The 15202-nt window shown below is 64.1% G+C and carries 16 protein-coding genes; 7 read left to right on the top strand and 9 right to left on the bottom strand.

What is annotated here, in order from left to right; all coding sequences use genetic code 11:
- Window positions 1–255: 255 nt before the first annotated feature.
- The gene (locus BVU17_11410) at window positions 256–2100 is read right to left on the bottom strand and encodes a hydrolase (GenBank protein ID AUG48099.1); all 1845 of its coding nucleotides are present in this window, start codon (window positions 2098–2100) and stop codon (window positions 256–258) included.
- A 308-nt stretch (window positions 2101–2408) separates the two neighbouring features.
- Between BVU17_11410 and BVU17_11405 the strand changes: the two genes are divergently transcribed.
- On the top strand, window positions 2409–2840 hold the full coding sequence (locus BVU17_11405) for a hypothetical protein (protein AUG48098.1): 432 nt from the start codon (window positions 2409–2411) through the stop codon (window positions 2838–2840).
- A gap of 73 nt (window positions 2841–2913) precedes the next feature.
- On the opposite strand, the gene BVU17_11400 is transcribed toward BVU17_11405, so the two are convergent.
- Window positions 2914–4473 (bottom strand): thermosome subunit, encoded by a 1560-nt coding sequence (locus BVU17_11400; protein AUG48097.1) that lies wholly within the window; start codon window positions 4471–4473, stop codon window positions 2914–2916.
- Window positions 4474–4649: 176 nt separating this feature from the next.
- Between BVU17_11400 and BVU17_11395 the strand changes: the two genes are divergently transcribed.
- Window positions 4650–5459, top strand: coding sequence for an amidohydrolase (locus BVU17_11395; GenBank protein AUG48096.1), 810 nt, complete (start codon window positions 4650–4652; stop codon window positions 5457–5459).
- A gap of 44 nt (window positions 5460–5503) precedes the next feature.
- Here the strand turns inward: BVU17_11395 and BVU17_11390 are convergent, their stop codons facing one another.
- Together BVU17_11390 and BVU17_11385 are read right to left on the bottom strand one after the other, a co-directional pair.
- On the bottom strand, window positions 5504–6409 hold the full coding sequence (locus BVU17_11390) for a glycosyl transferase family 2 (GenBank protein ID AUG48095.1): 906 nt from the start codon (window positions 6407–6409) through the stop codon (window positions 5504–5506).
- 93 nt (window positions 6410–6502) lie between these two features.
- Window positions 6503–7207, bottom strand: coding sequence for an SAM-dependent methyltransferase (locus BVU17_11385; GenBank protein ID AUG48094.1), 705 nt, complete (start codon window positions 7205–7207; stop codon window positions 6503–6505).
- A 249-nt stretch (window positions 7208–7456) separates the two neighbouring features.
- Between BVU17_11385 and BVU17_11380 the strand changes: the two genes are divergently transcribed.
- From BVU17_11380 to BVU17_11370, 3 genes are read left to right on the top strand one after another with little or no spacing between them, the layout of a single operon-like run.
- Window positions 7457–7726: an ArsR family transcriptional regulator gene (locus BVU17_11380; protein AUG48093.1), complete on the top strand. Its 270-nt coding sequence runs from the start codon at window positions 7457–7459 to the stop codon at window positions 7724–7726.
- A gap of 9 nt (window positions 7727–7735) precedes the next feature.
- Window positions 7736–8521 (top strand): MBL fold hydrolase, encoded by a 786-nt coding sequence (locus BVU17_11375; protein ID AUG48092.1) that lies wholly within the window; start codon window positions 7736–7738, stop codon window positions 8519–8521.
- Window positions 8522–8554: 33 nt separating this feature from the next.
- On the top strand, window positions 8555–9280 hold the full coding sequence (locus BVU17_11370) for a zinc/iron-chelating domain-containing protein (protein AUG48091.1): 726 nt from the start codon (window positions 8555–8557) through the stop codon (window positions 9278–9280).
- A gap of 2 nt (window positions 9281–9282) precedes the next feature.
- Here the strand turns inward: BVU17_11370 and BVU17_11365 are convergent, their stop codons facing one another.
- Window positions 9283–9681, bottom strand: coding sequence for a deoxyribonuclease (locus tag BVU17_11365; GenBank protein AUG48090.1), 399 nt, complete (start codon window positions 9679–9681; stop codon window positions 9283–9285).
- 248 nt (window positions 9682–9929) lie between these two features.
- Here BVU17_11365 and BVU17_11360 point away from each other — a divergent pair, with 248 nt between their 5' ends.
- Both BVU17_11360 and BVU17_11355 read left to right on the top strand, forming a co-directional pair.
- On the top strand, window positions 9930–10172 hold the full coding sequence (locus BVU17_11360; GenBank protein ID AUG48089.1) for a hypothetical protein: 243 nt from the start codon (window positions 9930–9932) through the stop codon (window positions 10170–10172).
- Window positions 10173–10332: 160 nt separating this feature from the next.
- Window positions 10333–12201, top strand: coding sequence for a hybrid sensor histidine kinase/response regulator (locus BVU17_11355; GenBank protein ID AUG48088.1), 1869 nt, complete (start codon window positions 10333–10335; stop codon window positions 12199–12201).
- A 37-nt stretch (window positions 12202–12238) separates the two neighbouring features.
- On the opposite strand, the gene BVU17_11350 is transcribed toward BVU17_11355, so the two are convergent.
- The 4 genes from BVU17_11350 to BVU17_11335 form a co-directional block, all read right to left on the bottom strand.
- Complete coding sequence (locus tag BVU17_11350; protein AUG48087.1) at window positions 12239–12844, bottom strand: MarR family transcriptional regulator; 606 nt, start codon at window positions 12842–12844, stop codon at window positions 12239–12241.
- Between the two features lie 50 nt (window positions 12845–12894).
- Window positions 12895–14085 (bottom strand): phosphoesterase, encoded by a 1191-nt coding sequence (locus BVU17_11345; GenBank protein AUG48086.1) that lies wholly within the window; start codon window positions 14083–14085, stop codon window positions 12895–12897.
- A 71-nt stretch (window positions 14086–14156) separates the two neighbouring features.
- A complete protein-coding gene (locus tag BVU17_11340) occupies window positions 14157–14753 on the bottom strand; it encodes a protease (protein AUG48085.1) in 597 nt (198 codons plus the stop codon).
- Between the two features lie 70 nt (window positions 14754–14823).
- Window positions 14824–15192 (bottom strand): hypothetical protein, encoded by a 369-nt coding sequence (locus BVU17_11335; GenBank protein ID AUG48084.1) that lies wholly within the window; start codon window positions 15190–15192, stop codon window positions 14824–14826.
- Window positions 15193–15202: the final 10 nt, after the last annotated feature.

Raw genomic sequence — 15202 nt, 5'->3', positions numbered from 1 at the left:
TCTATGCCATCACCGCTTCAGCACAGACAGTCGGCCCACTACTGAGGGGCTGACACCAATAACAAGGGTTCCCTCTCATGTTGGGCTGAAAGCGATACTGCCTGAACGCGGAAGCGTTCTGGTGTCTACGAATAGAGGTGGATATTGTTTAAACATTCCGGTGCACTGAATACCGCGTCAACGTCTCACACGCCCTATTTCGGGGGCGAGACGGTCACTATCGTCTGTGGTTCCCTTGTATATCACGGGCATATATCACTCGCTAATACGGTACTCGTTCTTGACGACAGTCTGGCCGTCGGTGGCGGCGAGCGTCACGTCGTCACCGGCTGAAAGAGTAAGCGTGTCGACGGTGACGCGGGCGAACGGACCGACAGTGTGTTCGGCCTGTTCGCGGTCCCCGTTGCAGTCCCATTCCACGGTGAGGTCCGCTTTTTCTGGACGGTCGTGGAGGACGACGACATCCCGCTCGCCGGGCGCTGGGTCCGAGAGTATCACCTGCGTGGGCTCGTAACAGTCGGCAAGAACACTGAACGCCGTCTTCTCGGTGCCATCCGTGGTGAGCAGACCCATACCGGCGTCACCGACATCTCGGAGGCTATCCACGATCATGAGTGGCGTGGCGCGGCGCCGGAGCGACTCGGCAACCTCGCGGACGACGCTGGCCTGATACGCCTGTGACGCGTCGAGGCCGCCGTCGACGTGTCGGTCGTGGCAGGCGCGATCGAACCCGGGACTGTCGCCCGGGTCCGGCCGCCCAAGCGCACCGGCACCAAAACCGGCGACGACATCGCCAACGCCGAACGTGGAACAGAGCCACGGGAGGTCGGCCGTGTCGGCATACTGCCACCCCGGGTACAGCGTGGCCGCGTCGGGACCGATTCCGGGCGGACCGACCACCGGAAACGTCGGAACGGCGTCGACGCTCCCGGCCACTGACTTGGCGTCCGTGCTGTCGTAGCCGGCTCGCCAAGCGCGCCATCGGACGCGAAGTCTGTCGAGGAACCCAGAGCCCAGCCCGTCAGCGTACGGAGATACTGGCTCGTCGTGAACACCGACCGCCGCGAAACTGGGATGCTGTGCGTAGGTCGTATCGAGCCGCGTTGCGAGGGCAATTCCTCGTTCGCGGTCGAATGAACCAGGGCCCGACAGCGGGAGGTCCTGCCAGAGCAGGACGCCGTGGTCGTCACAGGCGCGGGCCACTTCGGGCGGCGTTCCCTGTGCCCGAATCCGAACCAGATTTGCATTGGCGTCGACAGCCCGTGCGACATCTTCAACAGTTGGGTCCAGCAGCGTTACGCCGCGAACGGGCACGGCCTCGCCGTTGACCCGCAGGCCGTCGTCGTAGGAGACGGTGCGCAGTCCCGTCGTCACCGAGTGCTCGTCGTCGCCGAGCTTCGCCCTGAGAACGTAGCGGGACTGCGCGCCGCGGTCGTGGGGCCACCACAGTGACGGGTCGCGCACGTCCATCGTGTAGGCCACCGTTGTCCGCTCGTCACTGGTCGAGACGCGGGCCCGATCCATCATTCCGCCGCCACGCACGTCGCCTTCCGGCCGCAGAGAGAGGGTTATCCGGTCGTCGAGCGGCTCTTCGGTCAGGACGGTCGCCGACACCTCGACCGTCGCGTCGGACACGTCTTCTTCCGACACCTGTTGCTGGACTGAAAGCTCGCTCACGCAGGGGTCCGGTCTGGTTTCGATGCTCGCATCCCACCAGATGCCCGGGACGCAGCGCTCCGGCGGAAGCTGGTCGGTCGCGTGCAGGCCGCCAAAGCGGTCCTCTGGCGTGCGACACTCCACGACGATCCTGTACTCCTCGCTCTCGGGGAGGCGAATCCGGAGCGGTTCGAAGTAGGCATCGTGGCTGCTGAGTAAATCACCGTTGCACCACACGCGTGTGTGCGCGTATGTTCCGTTCAGTACGAGCAGGGCGTGTGCGTCGCTCTCGTCCCGCGGGTCCGAGAACGTCGTTTCGTAGGCCACGGCCTCGGCGCCGGCGAACTGTTCTGGCCGGCCGGGTACCGACACCGGTTCCCACGCCTCCGGGGACGGCATCTCGTCGTCCGGCGCAACCGCCGCGCCGCGCCACTCCAGCGACATACCTTGTGGCCCGTTCCCCGAGGGCATATCCTTTGCCCCACGCCTTCACTTTCACTTTCACTGCGGGGACGGCTCGCTTTGACATAGGTAGCCACCTATTATCCAGATATGCTCACTGAACTGCACAAGGCAGCGACACCGACCTGCGAGGCCCAGCACTGCGAGCGCTCGCTCGGGGAGCCGGCGCTGGTGTTCGAGACCGACGCTGGCCGCCGCGAAGCGCACGAGTGCGTCTGCGGTGCGGTGACGGTTACCGTCGTCCGCTCCGAGTCGTCCCGCTGAAGTATGCCCGGCGGCGAGCGAGAGGTATGACACTCGAAGAAGTGGTCCACGCACAGGGCCACGAGAACGTCGCCGGCGAGCACGCGAGCACGCTAGAAGTGACGAGCGACGACTTTCTGACACCGGCCGGTGACTGCATTCTAGCTATCGAAGCTGACCGCGTCCCCGCCGACTTCGATGAGAAGTTCGTAGCGGCCTGCCAGGACGCCGACGCGACGATTACGGCGATTATCGAGGCTGGTGACCACACTGTTACCGTGACCGGAACCGGCCATCCAGACCTCTCCTTCGAGAACGACCGGAGCCACGTCCTGCGGACGAGCGACTACGTCGATGACCGGACTGTGATGGTAAACGCCGACGCGGCGGCCGGCGACGTGGACCGGGACCTCGTCGAAGCGCTCGCTGACGGGGCCGATGCGACGCTGACGCTTTCTGTCGAGCCCAGCGGCGACTGAGCGGTGGTTTCTACAGCGGTCGCGCCGCTCTCTGGCGCGGTCAAAAGAAAACAGGTTTGACGTCTAAACCAGCTTAGCTCGACGAAATAACGTCGTCGATGCGGACGATCATCGTCGCCGCCTCGGTGGCGGAGTCGACCGCTTCGCGCTTGACAGCGGCGGGGTCGAGGATGCCGTACTCGACGGGGTCAGCAACGACACCAGTCTGGCCTTCGCTGATGACGCCAGCGATGCCCTCGCTCTCGTGTTCGGCGCGGAGGTCGACGAGCGCGTCAATGGCATCGAGACCCGTGTTCTCGGCGAGCGTGCGGGGCAGGACGTCGACAGCGTCGGCGAACGCTTCGACGGCGAGCTGCTTGCGGCCCTCGATTGACGCCGCTTCGGAGCGGATGTGGTCGGCGATGGCAATCTCCGTGGCGCCTGCGCCGGGGACCACACCGCCAGCGTCGAGCGCGGCGATGACCACGTCGAGCGCGTCGTTGAGCGCGCGTTCGAGTTCGTCGACGACGTGTTCGGTGGAGCCGCGAGCGATAACTGTGACGGACTCGGCGGTCGCGCCGCCGGTAATGAACGTCACGTCGTCGTCGCCCTGCTTTTCCACGTCGACACTGTCAGCGTGGCCGAGCGCGTCCTCATCAAGAGCTTCGAGGGAGCCGACGCGCTTTGCGCCGGTCGCCTCAACGATGTCCTTCGCGGTCGAGGAGCTGATGCTGTCGGCGACGAAGACGCCTTCCTTGGCGAGCTGGGAGGCGACGCGGTCGGCGACGTCCTCGGTGACGAAGGCGACGTCAGCGCCGCTCTCGACGACTTCCTCGGCGTAGCCCTGCAGTTCGCTCTCTTCGGCGTCGAGTGCGGCGTTGAGCTGGTCGACGCTAGAGACGTTGTACTCGGCGTCGATGTTGCTCTCACGGACGTCGAGCTCGGTGTCGATGACCGCGATGGACGCGTTCTCGACCGAGGACGGCATGTTGTCGTGGACGGCCGTCTCGTCAACGATGACGCCTTCGACGAGCTTGGTCGCGGAGGAAGCCGCACCCGTCTGGGTGTGGACTTCGATGTTGTCCCGGCGAACGCCGTTGTCGCTCTTGGCGTGACGGACGGCGTCGACGACGACTTCGGCGAGTTTCTCGGCCTCGACATCACCAGTGCCCTTGCCGGTCATCGATGATTCGGCGACCTCGACGAGCGTCTCGTCGTCGAGGTCGACATCGAGGACGATCTCGTTGATGGCCTCCTGTGCGAGTTCGGCGGCAGCGGAGTATCCCTCGACGATTGTCGTCGGGTGGACGTCGTCGTCGAGCAGGTCCTCGCCTTTCGTCAGCAGTTCCCCGGCCAGCACGGACGCGGTCGTCGTTCCGTCGCCCACTTCGTCCTCCTGGGTCTGGGCGACCTCGACGATCATCTGGGCCGCGGGGTGTTCGATGTCCATCTCGGAAAGGATGGTCGCCCCGTCGTTGGTGATGACCACATCACCGTCGTCGGAGACGAGCATCTTGTCCATGCCGCGGGGACCGAGCGTGGTCCGTACGGACTCGCTTACGGCCTTTCCGGCGGAGATGTTCGATGACTGTGCGTCCTTTCCGTGTGTGCGCTGGGCGTCCTCATCAAGGATGAAAAGAGGCTGGCCGCCCATGCGTCGCTGGCCAGATGACATATGTGTTGAACCTCACTTAAGACAAGGCAAGCGGTTCTATATAAAACTTTCTAACGGCGCAGACCGCTCGTTGGGCGACAGCGCGGTTCCTGTCTCTGTAATCCTGGCCGGACCTACACATCTTTTAATATGGGTCTATACACACCGTATAGTAGATGCTGGAGCTGGAGCACGGCTTTCGGGTCGTCGACGTGCACGCACGGCTGGAACCCGACGAGCAGCGCCGGCCCCGAGACGGCATGGGTGACCCGGAGCAACTGGAACGGGAGATGCACCAGGCCGGCGTCGTCCGCTCCGTCGTCTTCCCTGGCGAGCGAGACGGGTCGTATCTGAAAGCGAACAACGCCGTCGCCCGGATGACCGTCGAGCGACCGATGGTCGCCTTCGCCAGAGTCAACGGCGCTCGGGACCCGGGGTCCGGCCCCGGGTCGGCGCTTCGCAACCTCGCAAGTAGTCGCACAGATGACCATACCTCGCCTGCGGACATCGAACAGTACGCCTACGACGACCGGTTCTACGGCTTCAAGCTCCATCCACCGACCGACGGGCTACCCGATGACGAAGTCCTCGCAGAACTGGAGTCAGTGTCGCTGCCCGTTATCGTCCACGGCGGCGAAGGGTTCCCGCCCGAAACTGTCGCCGAATCGCTGCTATCGTACGACTTCCCGGTCATTCTCTCACACTTCGGCGCGCATCCACTTCGGCAGGACCTGATGGAACGAGCCATCGACCTGCTGGCGGCCCACGACAATCTGTATCTCGACACCAGCGCGGTCCGCTACCGGGGGCCGATGGAACGGGCGGTTCTGGAACATCCTGACCGTGTTCTCTTCGGGAGCGGCGTCCCCAGCGTTCACCCGAACGTGGCTGTCATGGAGATTCTGACACTGGATGTCCCCGAAGACGCGATGCGCAAGGTGTTCTCGAACAATCCAAACCGCGTCATCGAAGCGCTGGCGCCCTGATCGCCGGCAGCCGCCACACCGGTAGAACGGGCGACAGTCGTGGGTTACCGCCAGTCGTACACAGTCACTGCGCGGTCCGCACGCGCGGACCGACCGTTCGGATTCCGGCGGAGTGTCCGGTCGGTCACGCGTGCCCTGACTCCGTCGACGATTCCCGACCCGACGCCGCCGAACACGTCCTGCCCGTTGCCGAGCCACTGCGACGGCGTCGTCTCCCCGCGCACGACATCGACCAGCGCGTCTTTCGCGTCACCGATCGCGTGGCTGAGGAGTCGCCGCACCACAGTCGGCCGGACGTTGTAGTTTTTCACAAGTCGATACGCGAGCGAGCGGTACTTCCAGTTCCAGTCGGTCTCTGCGATGCCGCCGTCGGCCTCGAACTCGCGGCTGACACACATTTTTGTGCTCCAGTCGACACCGTACTCACTGGCGGCCATCCGGTGTGCGAAGTCCCGGGCGCTGCCGACATTCAGATACTCGTCGAATCCGTCCAGTGCTTCCAGTACCTCGGCATCGAACGCGACGTTGCCGGGGTTGAAATACGTCACGTCGCGGCCGGCTATCGTCCGTGTTTCTTCTGTTTCGGTCGTCATCCCGGCCCACAGTTGCTGGTGTGTCGGTCCGGTGATGGCTTGCGCGGTCCCCGAAAGCCCGTCTCTCACGGCGTCAGCCCAGCCGGACTCGACTGAGAGCGACTGATGGACGAGCGCGATAACGTCCCCCGTCGCCCGGTCGATGCCAGCGTTGCGGGCGACTGTCACCGAGCGGTCGGCGATTTCGACGAGAATAGACACGTCGTCCCGGTCGCGGATCATGCCAGTCGTCCCGTCGGCTGACGGGCCGTTGACGACGATTACTTCCGCATCCGGAACCTGCTCGGTGAGTGCGTCCAGACAGCCGGCCAGCTCTTCCCGGCCGTTCAACGTCGGGACCACTACCGAGATATCCATACCTCTGGGTAGGACGGCGAAGGCGCTTAAAAGTCGCGGGAGGCGGACGCGAACTCTCCGCTACAAAACCGGGAGCGTTTGAGCGGCGATGCGCTACACGTGGGTGTTCCAGTACGACACCGACGCCAACTTTTCGCCGAGCGGTGTGCCGCCAAGCGCCGTATCGAGCGAGCGGAACGAGGCGGCCAGTTCGTTCGGAATCTTCCGATAAAACCCGTACGGAAGGAGCCAGTCGTGGTTCGCGTCGGTCAGTTCCAGTCCGGCCCCGTCTAACAGCCGGTCGATCTCCCAGCGGGAGTAGAGCCGCGACCCCATCGGGAGCGCCCAGTTGTATATCGACCGGGTGGAAAACCGGTTGAACGTATCAAAGAAAACCTGCTCCTTCGAGACGCGGCGCATCTCCGCGAGAAACGCCGCAGGTGTGTCCGCCAGATGGAAAAAGCGCATCGCAAACACAGTGTCGAAATGGTCGTCCGGGAACGGGAGTCGGGCGGCGTCGCCCCGCATGAACTCCACGTGGTCGTCGACACCGGTCGCCTGTGCTTTCTCACGGCCCTGCTGGAGCATCGGTCCCGAGATGTCCAGCCCGGTGATATTCGCGCCGCGCTCGGCCAGCATCACAGTGAACCGGCCGGTCCCGCAAGCTACCTCTAATACGTCCTTATCGGCCACGGGGCCGATTGCGTCGAGGACGGCCTGCTTCTCGCGTCGGTCGATCAGCCGACCACCACGGGAGAACCGCTTGGCCTCGTACTCTTCGGCCACGGTGTCGGCCTGATACCACTCCTGCCCTTTCACGGTGTATTGCTCACCCCGCGGGGGATAAAACGATACTGGAATCCCCTTTCATCGGTCGGGTTGTTTTCCAGTCCATCCGGAACCGGCCACACTCCTGGCCCTGAAAGTTCCGGGCACGTATTCCTGCTACCGGCCGGAACCGCACGATGGCGGTTTTGTATAAGGACACATTAAACACTTCATAGAATCTGTATTGTTTGGTCATGCATATAGCCAAGTTTTACCAGTAAGTCTGGAATATCAGCCACTATGAGCGCATTAACTGAAAACGCTGCACCGGCACCGTTCACCGATGAGGAGTTCCGCGACACGCTGCGTGAACTCCCGCCGAGCGCGAAGCTCGTCGCGAAGGTGCTGGAAGACGATGCTCCGTTGTCACAGGGCGACCTGGCCGAGAACTCGCTGCTCCCGGACCGTACTGTCAGGTATGCCCTGAACCGGCTGGAGGAGTCTGATCTGGTAGACTCGCGGTATAGTTTCACCGACGCACGCAAACAGGTTTATTTCCTCACGGTCTGACCGGCCGGCATGAACTGGCAGCGGGCCGACGTACCCGTCTCGACACGGGCACCAACTGGCAACACGGCGGCATACGTTTGTGGCGACGAGGCGGCGCTTCTCGTGGACCCTGCGGCGACGAACGATGCGCTCGATTCGCTTCTCAGCGACCGCACCCTCGCACACATTGCGCTCACGCACCATCACCCTGACCACGCTGGTGCCGTTGCACACTACGCCGGAGAGACGGGCGCGACGGTGTGGGCGCGCCACGGTCGAGCAGGCGCGTTTGAAGCTACGACCGGCGTTTCCCCGGACAGACTGTTCAGCGGAGGGACGACGATTCCGACTGATGCCGGCCCAGTGACCGTCATCGATACGCCGGGACACGCGCCGGAGCACGTTGCCTTCGCAACAGACGGGGCCGTCGTCTCCGGCGACCTCGCCGTCGCTGAGGGCAGCGTCGTCGTCGGTGCACCCGAGGGCGACGTTCGGGCCTATCTCGCGTCACTGCGCCGCCTCCACGCCAGAAACCCCGACGTGCTGTTACCGGGTCACGGCCCGCGTATCGAGACGCCACGGGAGACCTGTGCACGACTCATCAATCACCGACTGGAGCGTGAGCGGCGTGTTCGGGACGCTGTCGACCACGGCGCCACTACGCTGGACGAAATCCTCGACGCCGCCTACGAAAAGGACCTCACCGGCGTGCGCGACCTGGCCCGCGCGACGGTGCTGGCCCACATTGAGAAACTCGCTGTCGAAGGCGTGCTCTCGTGGGACGGCGACCGGGCCGTGCCGAACCCGGCGGAGTGACGCCTTTTTGCCCGTCGGCCCGCTAGCGATGCTGTGGACTCCTTGGAAACCGAACTTGAACGGGCCCGTGCCCTCGACGAGTCGGACTTGGCCGACGCAATCGAGACGATCGGGTTCGAATGCACCCGCTGTGGAGCCTGCTGCAAGGCCGAGTCAGCGTGTAGTGCGGGTGGCGCGAGTGACGGACCCGATGGGTCCGACGTGCAGCCCAAGTCCGCTGAAACCGATGCTGAACCCCACACTGCGACGGTGTTTCCCGACGAGATCCGGCAGCTACAGGCGACCGGGGAGTACGACTTCCGCGACGTGGCTCGACCGATGCCGTACGGACTGGCTGACGGCCCTGACGGCCCCGAAGGCGAGACGTTTGAGTGGGCGCTCCAGACCGATGACTGCGGCGACTGTACGTTCTACGCTGAGGACGGCGGCACGGGTGCCTGTACGGTCCACGGTGACCGCCCGCTCATTTGCCGGACCTACCCGTTCAGCGTCGCGCTCGGCGGGACGAGCCAGCCGATGGGCGAAGCCGTCGACGAGGCGGGGATTGTCCGGGCCCACGAATGTGAGGGGCTCGGTCGGGATATCTCCAGAGCCGACGCCGAGGAGTTGGCAGCAGCGCTCAAGGAGCGCGCCGTTCGAGAACTGACGGAAGCAATCGGCGTCCGAGACAACTACCGGCCCGTCGACCCGTCAGCCGGACAGGTCGTCGTCCACGACTCCGAAGGGGCAAAGCGCCCCGACGGCAGTGCCTACGAGTAGCTTCAGACGTCGTCGATGATTTCGCCGACCGCGAAGTTCGACTTGACTTCGGTCACTTCGATCTTGACACGTTCGTCGATTTCGGCTCCCGGAACGATGATGACATAGCCGCGCTCGACGCGGGCGATGCCGTCGCCCTGCTTGCCGATGTCTTCAATCTCGACGTAGCGCGTCTCACCCGGTTCGACCGGCGGCTGTGGCTGATCCGGTGGCGTCTCCGCCACTGTCTCCTCGTCCGCCTCTGTCCCCTCGTCTGCGGAGATAAGCGCAACGCGGTAGGTACTGCCCGAGTCGACTGCGCCCGTCTCGACCTCTCGACGAGGGATCTCTACGACGTACCGGTCCCCCTCGCTGCGGATATCGGCACTGAACAGACACAGCAGTTGATCCGAGATTTCCAATGTGATAGACCTCCGTTCGGCCACAAAACGGCCCATTACTAAAGAACTGCCGGAGCGAGCGACCGCTGGCGGCCCCAGGGACTCAACGGGCGACCGCGGTGTTTCCCGCCTGTACCAACCGACTGTCGCGTGGCCCAACTCGCGGCAGTATGTCCGCTTCGAATGAGAGAAAACCGCAAGACTGCGGGCCGTTAACCGTCTGTACCAAATCCAATAAGGGTGTCTCGGTGCTGCTAGTAACTGTACTAATGAGCGCCACCGCACAACCCACCGACAGTCCGCTCTCGGACAAGCAGCGACGTATTCTGGAGTATCTCCGTTCCAATGCTGACGACCAGACGTATTTCAAGTCCCGGCTTATCGGCGACGAACTCGGGCTCTCGGCGAAGGAAGTCGGCACGAACATGACCGCAATCGCCGACGGCGACCACGACGTGGCCGTCGAGAAGTGGGGCTACTCCTCCTCGACAACGTGGATGGTCGAAGCGTAAGCCCGGACTCCGCCGAACGAGCGGTACTGTCCCCCGCGCAGAGACGGTTCGGTGTCGTCGCTCACTTTTCCGTCAGTCACGACCCCTTGAGATGCATGCTTCTGTCTGCCGAGCTGAATGTGCATATTCATAACAGTTGACGGCATAGTCGGACCCAGTAATGGGAGAGGCTGGTTCCCCGATTCGAGTCCTCCACGTCGACGACGACCTGCAGTACGCGGAGACGACGGCGGCGTTTCTCGAACGAGAGCGGGCCGCGTTCGACATCGAGACCGCGACGAGTGCATCGGAGGGGCTGGCCCGACTCGAATCGGCGACGTTCGACTGCATCGTCTCGGACTACGAGATGCCCGGCGAAAGCGGCATCGACCTCCTTGAATCCGTCCGCGAGGCGTACCCGGAGCTACCCTTTATTCTGTACACGGGCCGAGGCAGCGAAGCAGTCGCCGGGGATGCTATTTCGGCTGGCGTCACCGACTACCTGCAGAAGACGTCTGACACCAGCCACTACGCACTTCTGGCCAACCGCATCACCAACGCCGTCCAACAGTACCGGTCACAGCGCGCCCTCGAAGAGAGCACGGACCGGCTGTCGCTGTTTATCGACCAGTCGCCGCTGGGCTTCGTTGAGTTCGACTCCGACTTCGAAATCGTCCGGGTCAACGACACCCTCACCGAGATATTCGGCTACACCGAAGACGAACTGCTCGGGGAGACGTGGGAGGTGTTCGTGAGTCCGGACAGCTACGACGACGTCGACGCGGTCACCTCTGCCCTCAGTGAGGCCAGCGGCGGCTACCACAGCGTCGACGAGAACGTCCGGAAAGACGGCGAGCGCATCATGGTCGAGTGGCACAACCGCCTCGTCACCGACAGTTCCGGCGATGCCGTCACCGTCTTCTCACACTGCAAGGACGTCACCGAGCGCATCGAGCGCGAGCGGAACCTCGCCCAGCTACGGGACTTCTTCGCCGAGGCGGAGGAACTGGGCGACCTCGGCGCCTGGGAGTTCGACGAGACCGGCGTCTCGACCTGGACGGAGGGGACCCGCCGCATCCACGAGGTCGGCGACGACTTCGACCCCACAGTCGAGGACGGCCTGTCGTTTTACCACCCCGAAGACAGGGAGCGGGTCGCGGACGCCGTCGAGGCGGCCCTCGAAGACGGCGAGCCCTACGACGTAGAGGCCAGGCTCATCACCGCGACCGGCGAGTGCCGGTGGGTCCGGACCCGCGGGGAGCGGGTCGAGGACGCGGAGCACCGCACGGTCCGGGGGTTCATCCAGGACATCACCGAACAGAAGGAGCGCGAACGCCGGCTCCGCGTCCAGAACGAGCGGCTCGAATCCTTCGCCAGCGTCGTCAGCCACGACCTCCAGGGGCCGCTGACGGTCGCGCAGGGCCACCTGGAGCTGGCTCGCCAGGAGGAGACCGACGACCACCTCGACAGCATCGACAGCGCCCACCAGCGGATGCAGACGCTCATCGACGACATCCTGACGCTCGCACGCGACGGCCGCGAGGCGACGACCACCGAGCCGGTCGACTTACACACCGCCGCGACCGCCTGCTGGCAGACCGTCGAAACTGGGGACGCGACCTTAGAGACCGACACCGACAGCGTCGTCGTCGCGGACCCCCGGCGGCTGCGTCGCCTGCTGGAGAACCTGTTCCGGAACAGCGTCGCACACGGATCCCTTCCCACCCAGGGACAGGATGGGGATGTCGAACACAGCACCACGCCGCCCCAGTCGGACGCCGTCGTCGAGCACGGCGACGGCGTGACGGTCACCGTCGGCGACATCGACGACGAAAGCGGGTTCTACGTCGCCGACGACGGGCCGGGCGTCCCCGAGGACGAGCGGGACGCGGTGTTCGAAGCCGGCTACTCGACCGCGTCCGACGGCACCGGCTTCGGCCTCGCAATCGTCGCTGACATCGCCGCCGTCCACGGATGGGATGTGAGCGTGACCGACAGCGAGGCGGGCGGGGCCAGGTTCGAGATAACAAGCATCGTCGAAGGGGGGTGAGACGGACGCGGCTGGGTTGACAGCCGGAACCCGAGCGTCACGGGTCGTACCGCAGTAGCGAGTCGGCCTCGCCGGCTAACGCGGCCACATCGTCGCCGAACGAATCGGCGTACCGAATCAGCAGTGTCAGCACGGTTTCGGGTTCCGTAACTGCGTAGCCGTCTTCTCTGGACAGGAGCCCGGCGGCCTCCAGATCGGCGGCGTAGTTGCTCACCGTCGGTCGTGAGACGTCCAGTTCAGTGGCCAGTTCCGACGCCGTCGCGTCCGGGCGGCGCAGCAGGGTGACGAGCATCCCGCGAGCCGTGGACCGCCGCAGGTAGCCAAGCGCCACCTGTTCGAACTCGGAGAACTGCCCGGCCGGGAAGTACCTGCGGTAGTCGCCGTCCTTCTGTGACGTGACGACGGCCTCGTTTTCCAGCCGGTGGAGGTGGTGCTGGGCCTCACCAGTCCCGAGTTTGAGGTCGTCACGAAGCTTCGAGAAGTGGGTCCCGGGGTGTGTCGAGACGTATCCGGCGATGGCGTCGGGCGCGTCGCTCTCGCTTCCGCTGTCGCCGAAGCGGGCAAACGGACTTGCTGCACCGAGGGCGGCAAAGCGACGGAGTGTCGCTCGTTTATCCTCGTCCACGTCGCCCTCACGCGTCATTGCTACCGAAAAGGTGGGTCGGTAATAAAACGTCTTCGCCTGATTCTCAGTTAGTTGTCTTTGTCGACTTCCGACGTTCGCGTCGTGTCGTCGGGACCGCCGGCCACGTCAGTCGTGCCCGAGTCGTTGTCTATCTCAGCGTCCATCTCCTCAATGACGTCGTCGGCGCTGTCGACGCCGGAGTCTTCGCCGTGTTTGATCTTCTGGGCTTCCTCTTCCATCGCTTCGACATCGACCTGCGCTTCCTCGTCGATCTGGCCGAGGATTTCCTCGATATCGTCCAGACCAAGCATCTCGCGGGTCTCGTCGTCGAAGTCAAGCGCTTCCAGCGAGTGACCGTTCTCCTTCACGTCGGAGCCCTGGAGGTGCTTGCCGTAGCGGCCCACCAGCGAGGTAAGCTCCTGCGGGAGGATGAACTTCGTCGACTCGCCCTGACCGATTTCCGCGAGCGTCTCCATCCCCTTGTCGATGACGGCGCGCTCGCCCATCGACTCGGCGGATTTCGCACGCAGGACGGTCGAAATTGCGTCACCCTGTGCTTCCAGAATCTGGCTCTGTTTCTCACCCTGTGCGCGGATGATGTTAGACTGCTTGTCACCTTCGGCCGTCTCGATGGCGGAGCGCCGTTCACCCTGGGCTTCCAGAATCATGGCACGGCGTTTCCGCTCGGCGGAGGTCTGTTGCTCCATGGCCTGCTGGACGTCCTTGGACGGGTTGACCTCGCGGACCTCCACGCTCTCGACGCGGACACCCCACTCGTCGGTGGGTTCGTCCAGCTCTTTCCGGATGCGGGCGTTGATTTCACCCCGCTTGTTCAGCGTGTCGTCCAGTTCCATGTCACCTAGGACGGCACGAAGGGTCGTCTGGGCGAGGTTGGAGACGGCACGTTCGTAGTTGTCGACTTCGAGGAACGCCTTCTTCGGGTCCATCACCTTGATGTAGACGACGGCGTCGGCGGTCACCGGCGAGTTGTCGCGGGTGATAGCCTCTTGCCGCGGCACGTCAAGCGTCTGGGTACGCATATCGAACCGCGTCACGTCGGAGACAAAGGGATAGATGAAGTGAATCCCCTGGTCGAGGACGCCGCGATAGGTACCAAGGACCGTGTAGGCACCTTTCTGGTACGGGCGGATGATCACGACGCTGGAGTACACCAGCGCGATGGCGATCAGGAGGAAGATTACGGTAACGAAACCGACGAGTCCTCCCAGACCTTGCAGCGGTGCTGTCGCGGGGAACATGACAATCAGAACTCCGGAGCGCGCAATGAAAAGGCTTCGGTGTCCCTGTCACAAACTACCGAATTGCACACCTACGCCCGCTCGGACTCTCGCTCCGGCTCGGCGTCCGCATCGCTCCGGTTTCGGTCACGTTCGAGCGCGCGGTCGATTTCGTCGCCTGCCGCCTCCACCGCTTCGACTTCCAGGACGTTCCCGCCGCCCGGGTCGATGACGATTACTTCCGTCCCCTCCTCGATGGGATCGCCGGAACTGCGAGCCTGATAATAGGGATTGAAACCGCCGTCTTCCAGTTTGACCTCGCCGTCGCTTCGGGTTACGCGCTCGGTAACCGTTCCGAACTGGCCCGTAAGCGAGTCAGAGCTGAGCGTCTGGCCCCGGCCCGGTGCGGCGAAGTCGAGCTTTCGATACCCCCAGAGCGTGACCGCTGTCGTTGCAAGGACAACGACAGTAAGGATGAGTGGGGCGAGGATACCGAGGCTTGCTGGAATGAACAGCCCGACCAGCCCTGCCGTCAGCAGGGCCACGCCGAGAACGAAAAAGTGGGTTCCGGGGGCGAGCGCCTCGCCCACGATGAGGCCCGCGCCGGCCAGAAACAGCAGAATGGAGAGCGACATACCTAACAGTGGTTCGGCCTGCAGCAGGGCAACTGTCGCCAGCGGATTCACCATGCTCTCACCTAGTGTCGGAGCAGGATTAAGTGTCGGGGTCGGGCGTGACACGCCCGGCACTGCTGTAGCGTTACGCGTCGCTCGTCCGGACGAAGAACCCGTACAGTACTGCGGTTCCGAGCGCGACGGACAGGACTACGCCGCCGAGTACGGACGGTGTGTACATCTCCGCCCCGAGGAACATCCGTCCGAGCGCGAGGATTGCGATACAGACCCCCAGCGCGACGAAGACGACATTCTCAGGCTTCGGCGCGTCGGGCGTCACCTCGAGGTCCGGAGCGAGCGAGCCGGCGACCGCGCCCTCCACGTCGTCAGCCGCGTCGCTATCTGGGTCGTCCTCGAGCTGAATAACGTCGGCTTCCGTCGCCAGTTCGTACTCCTCGGTGAACGTATCACCCGTAGCGGCCGCATCGTCTCGTGCGGCCCCGTCGTCATCCATGGTCCGCGGT

The organism is Haloarcula taiwanensis (assembly GCA_002844335.1).
Classification (GTDB): Archaea; Halobacteriota; Halobacteria; order Halobacteriales; family Haloarculaceae; genus Haloarcula; species Haloarcula taiwanensis.
Note: the sequence above shows the minus strand (reverse complement) of the source record. Positions and strands in the feature narration are given on the sequence as shown.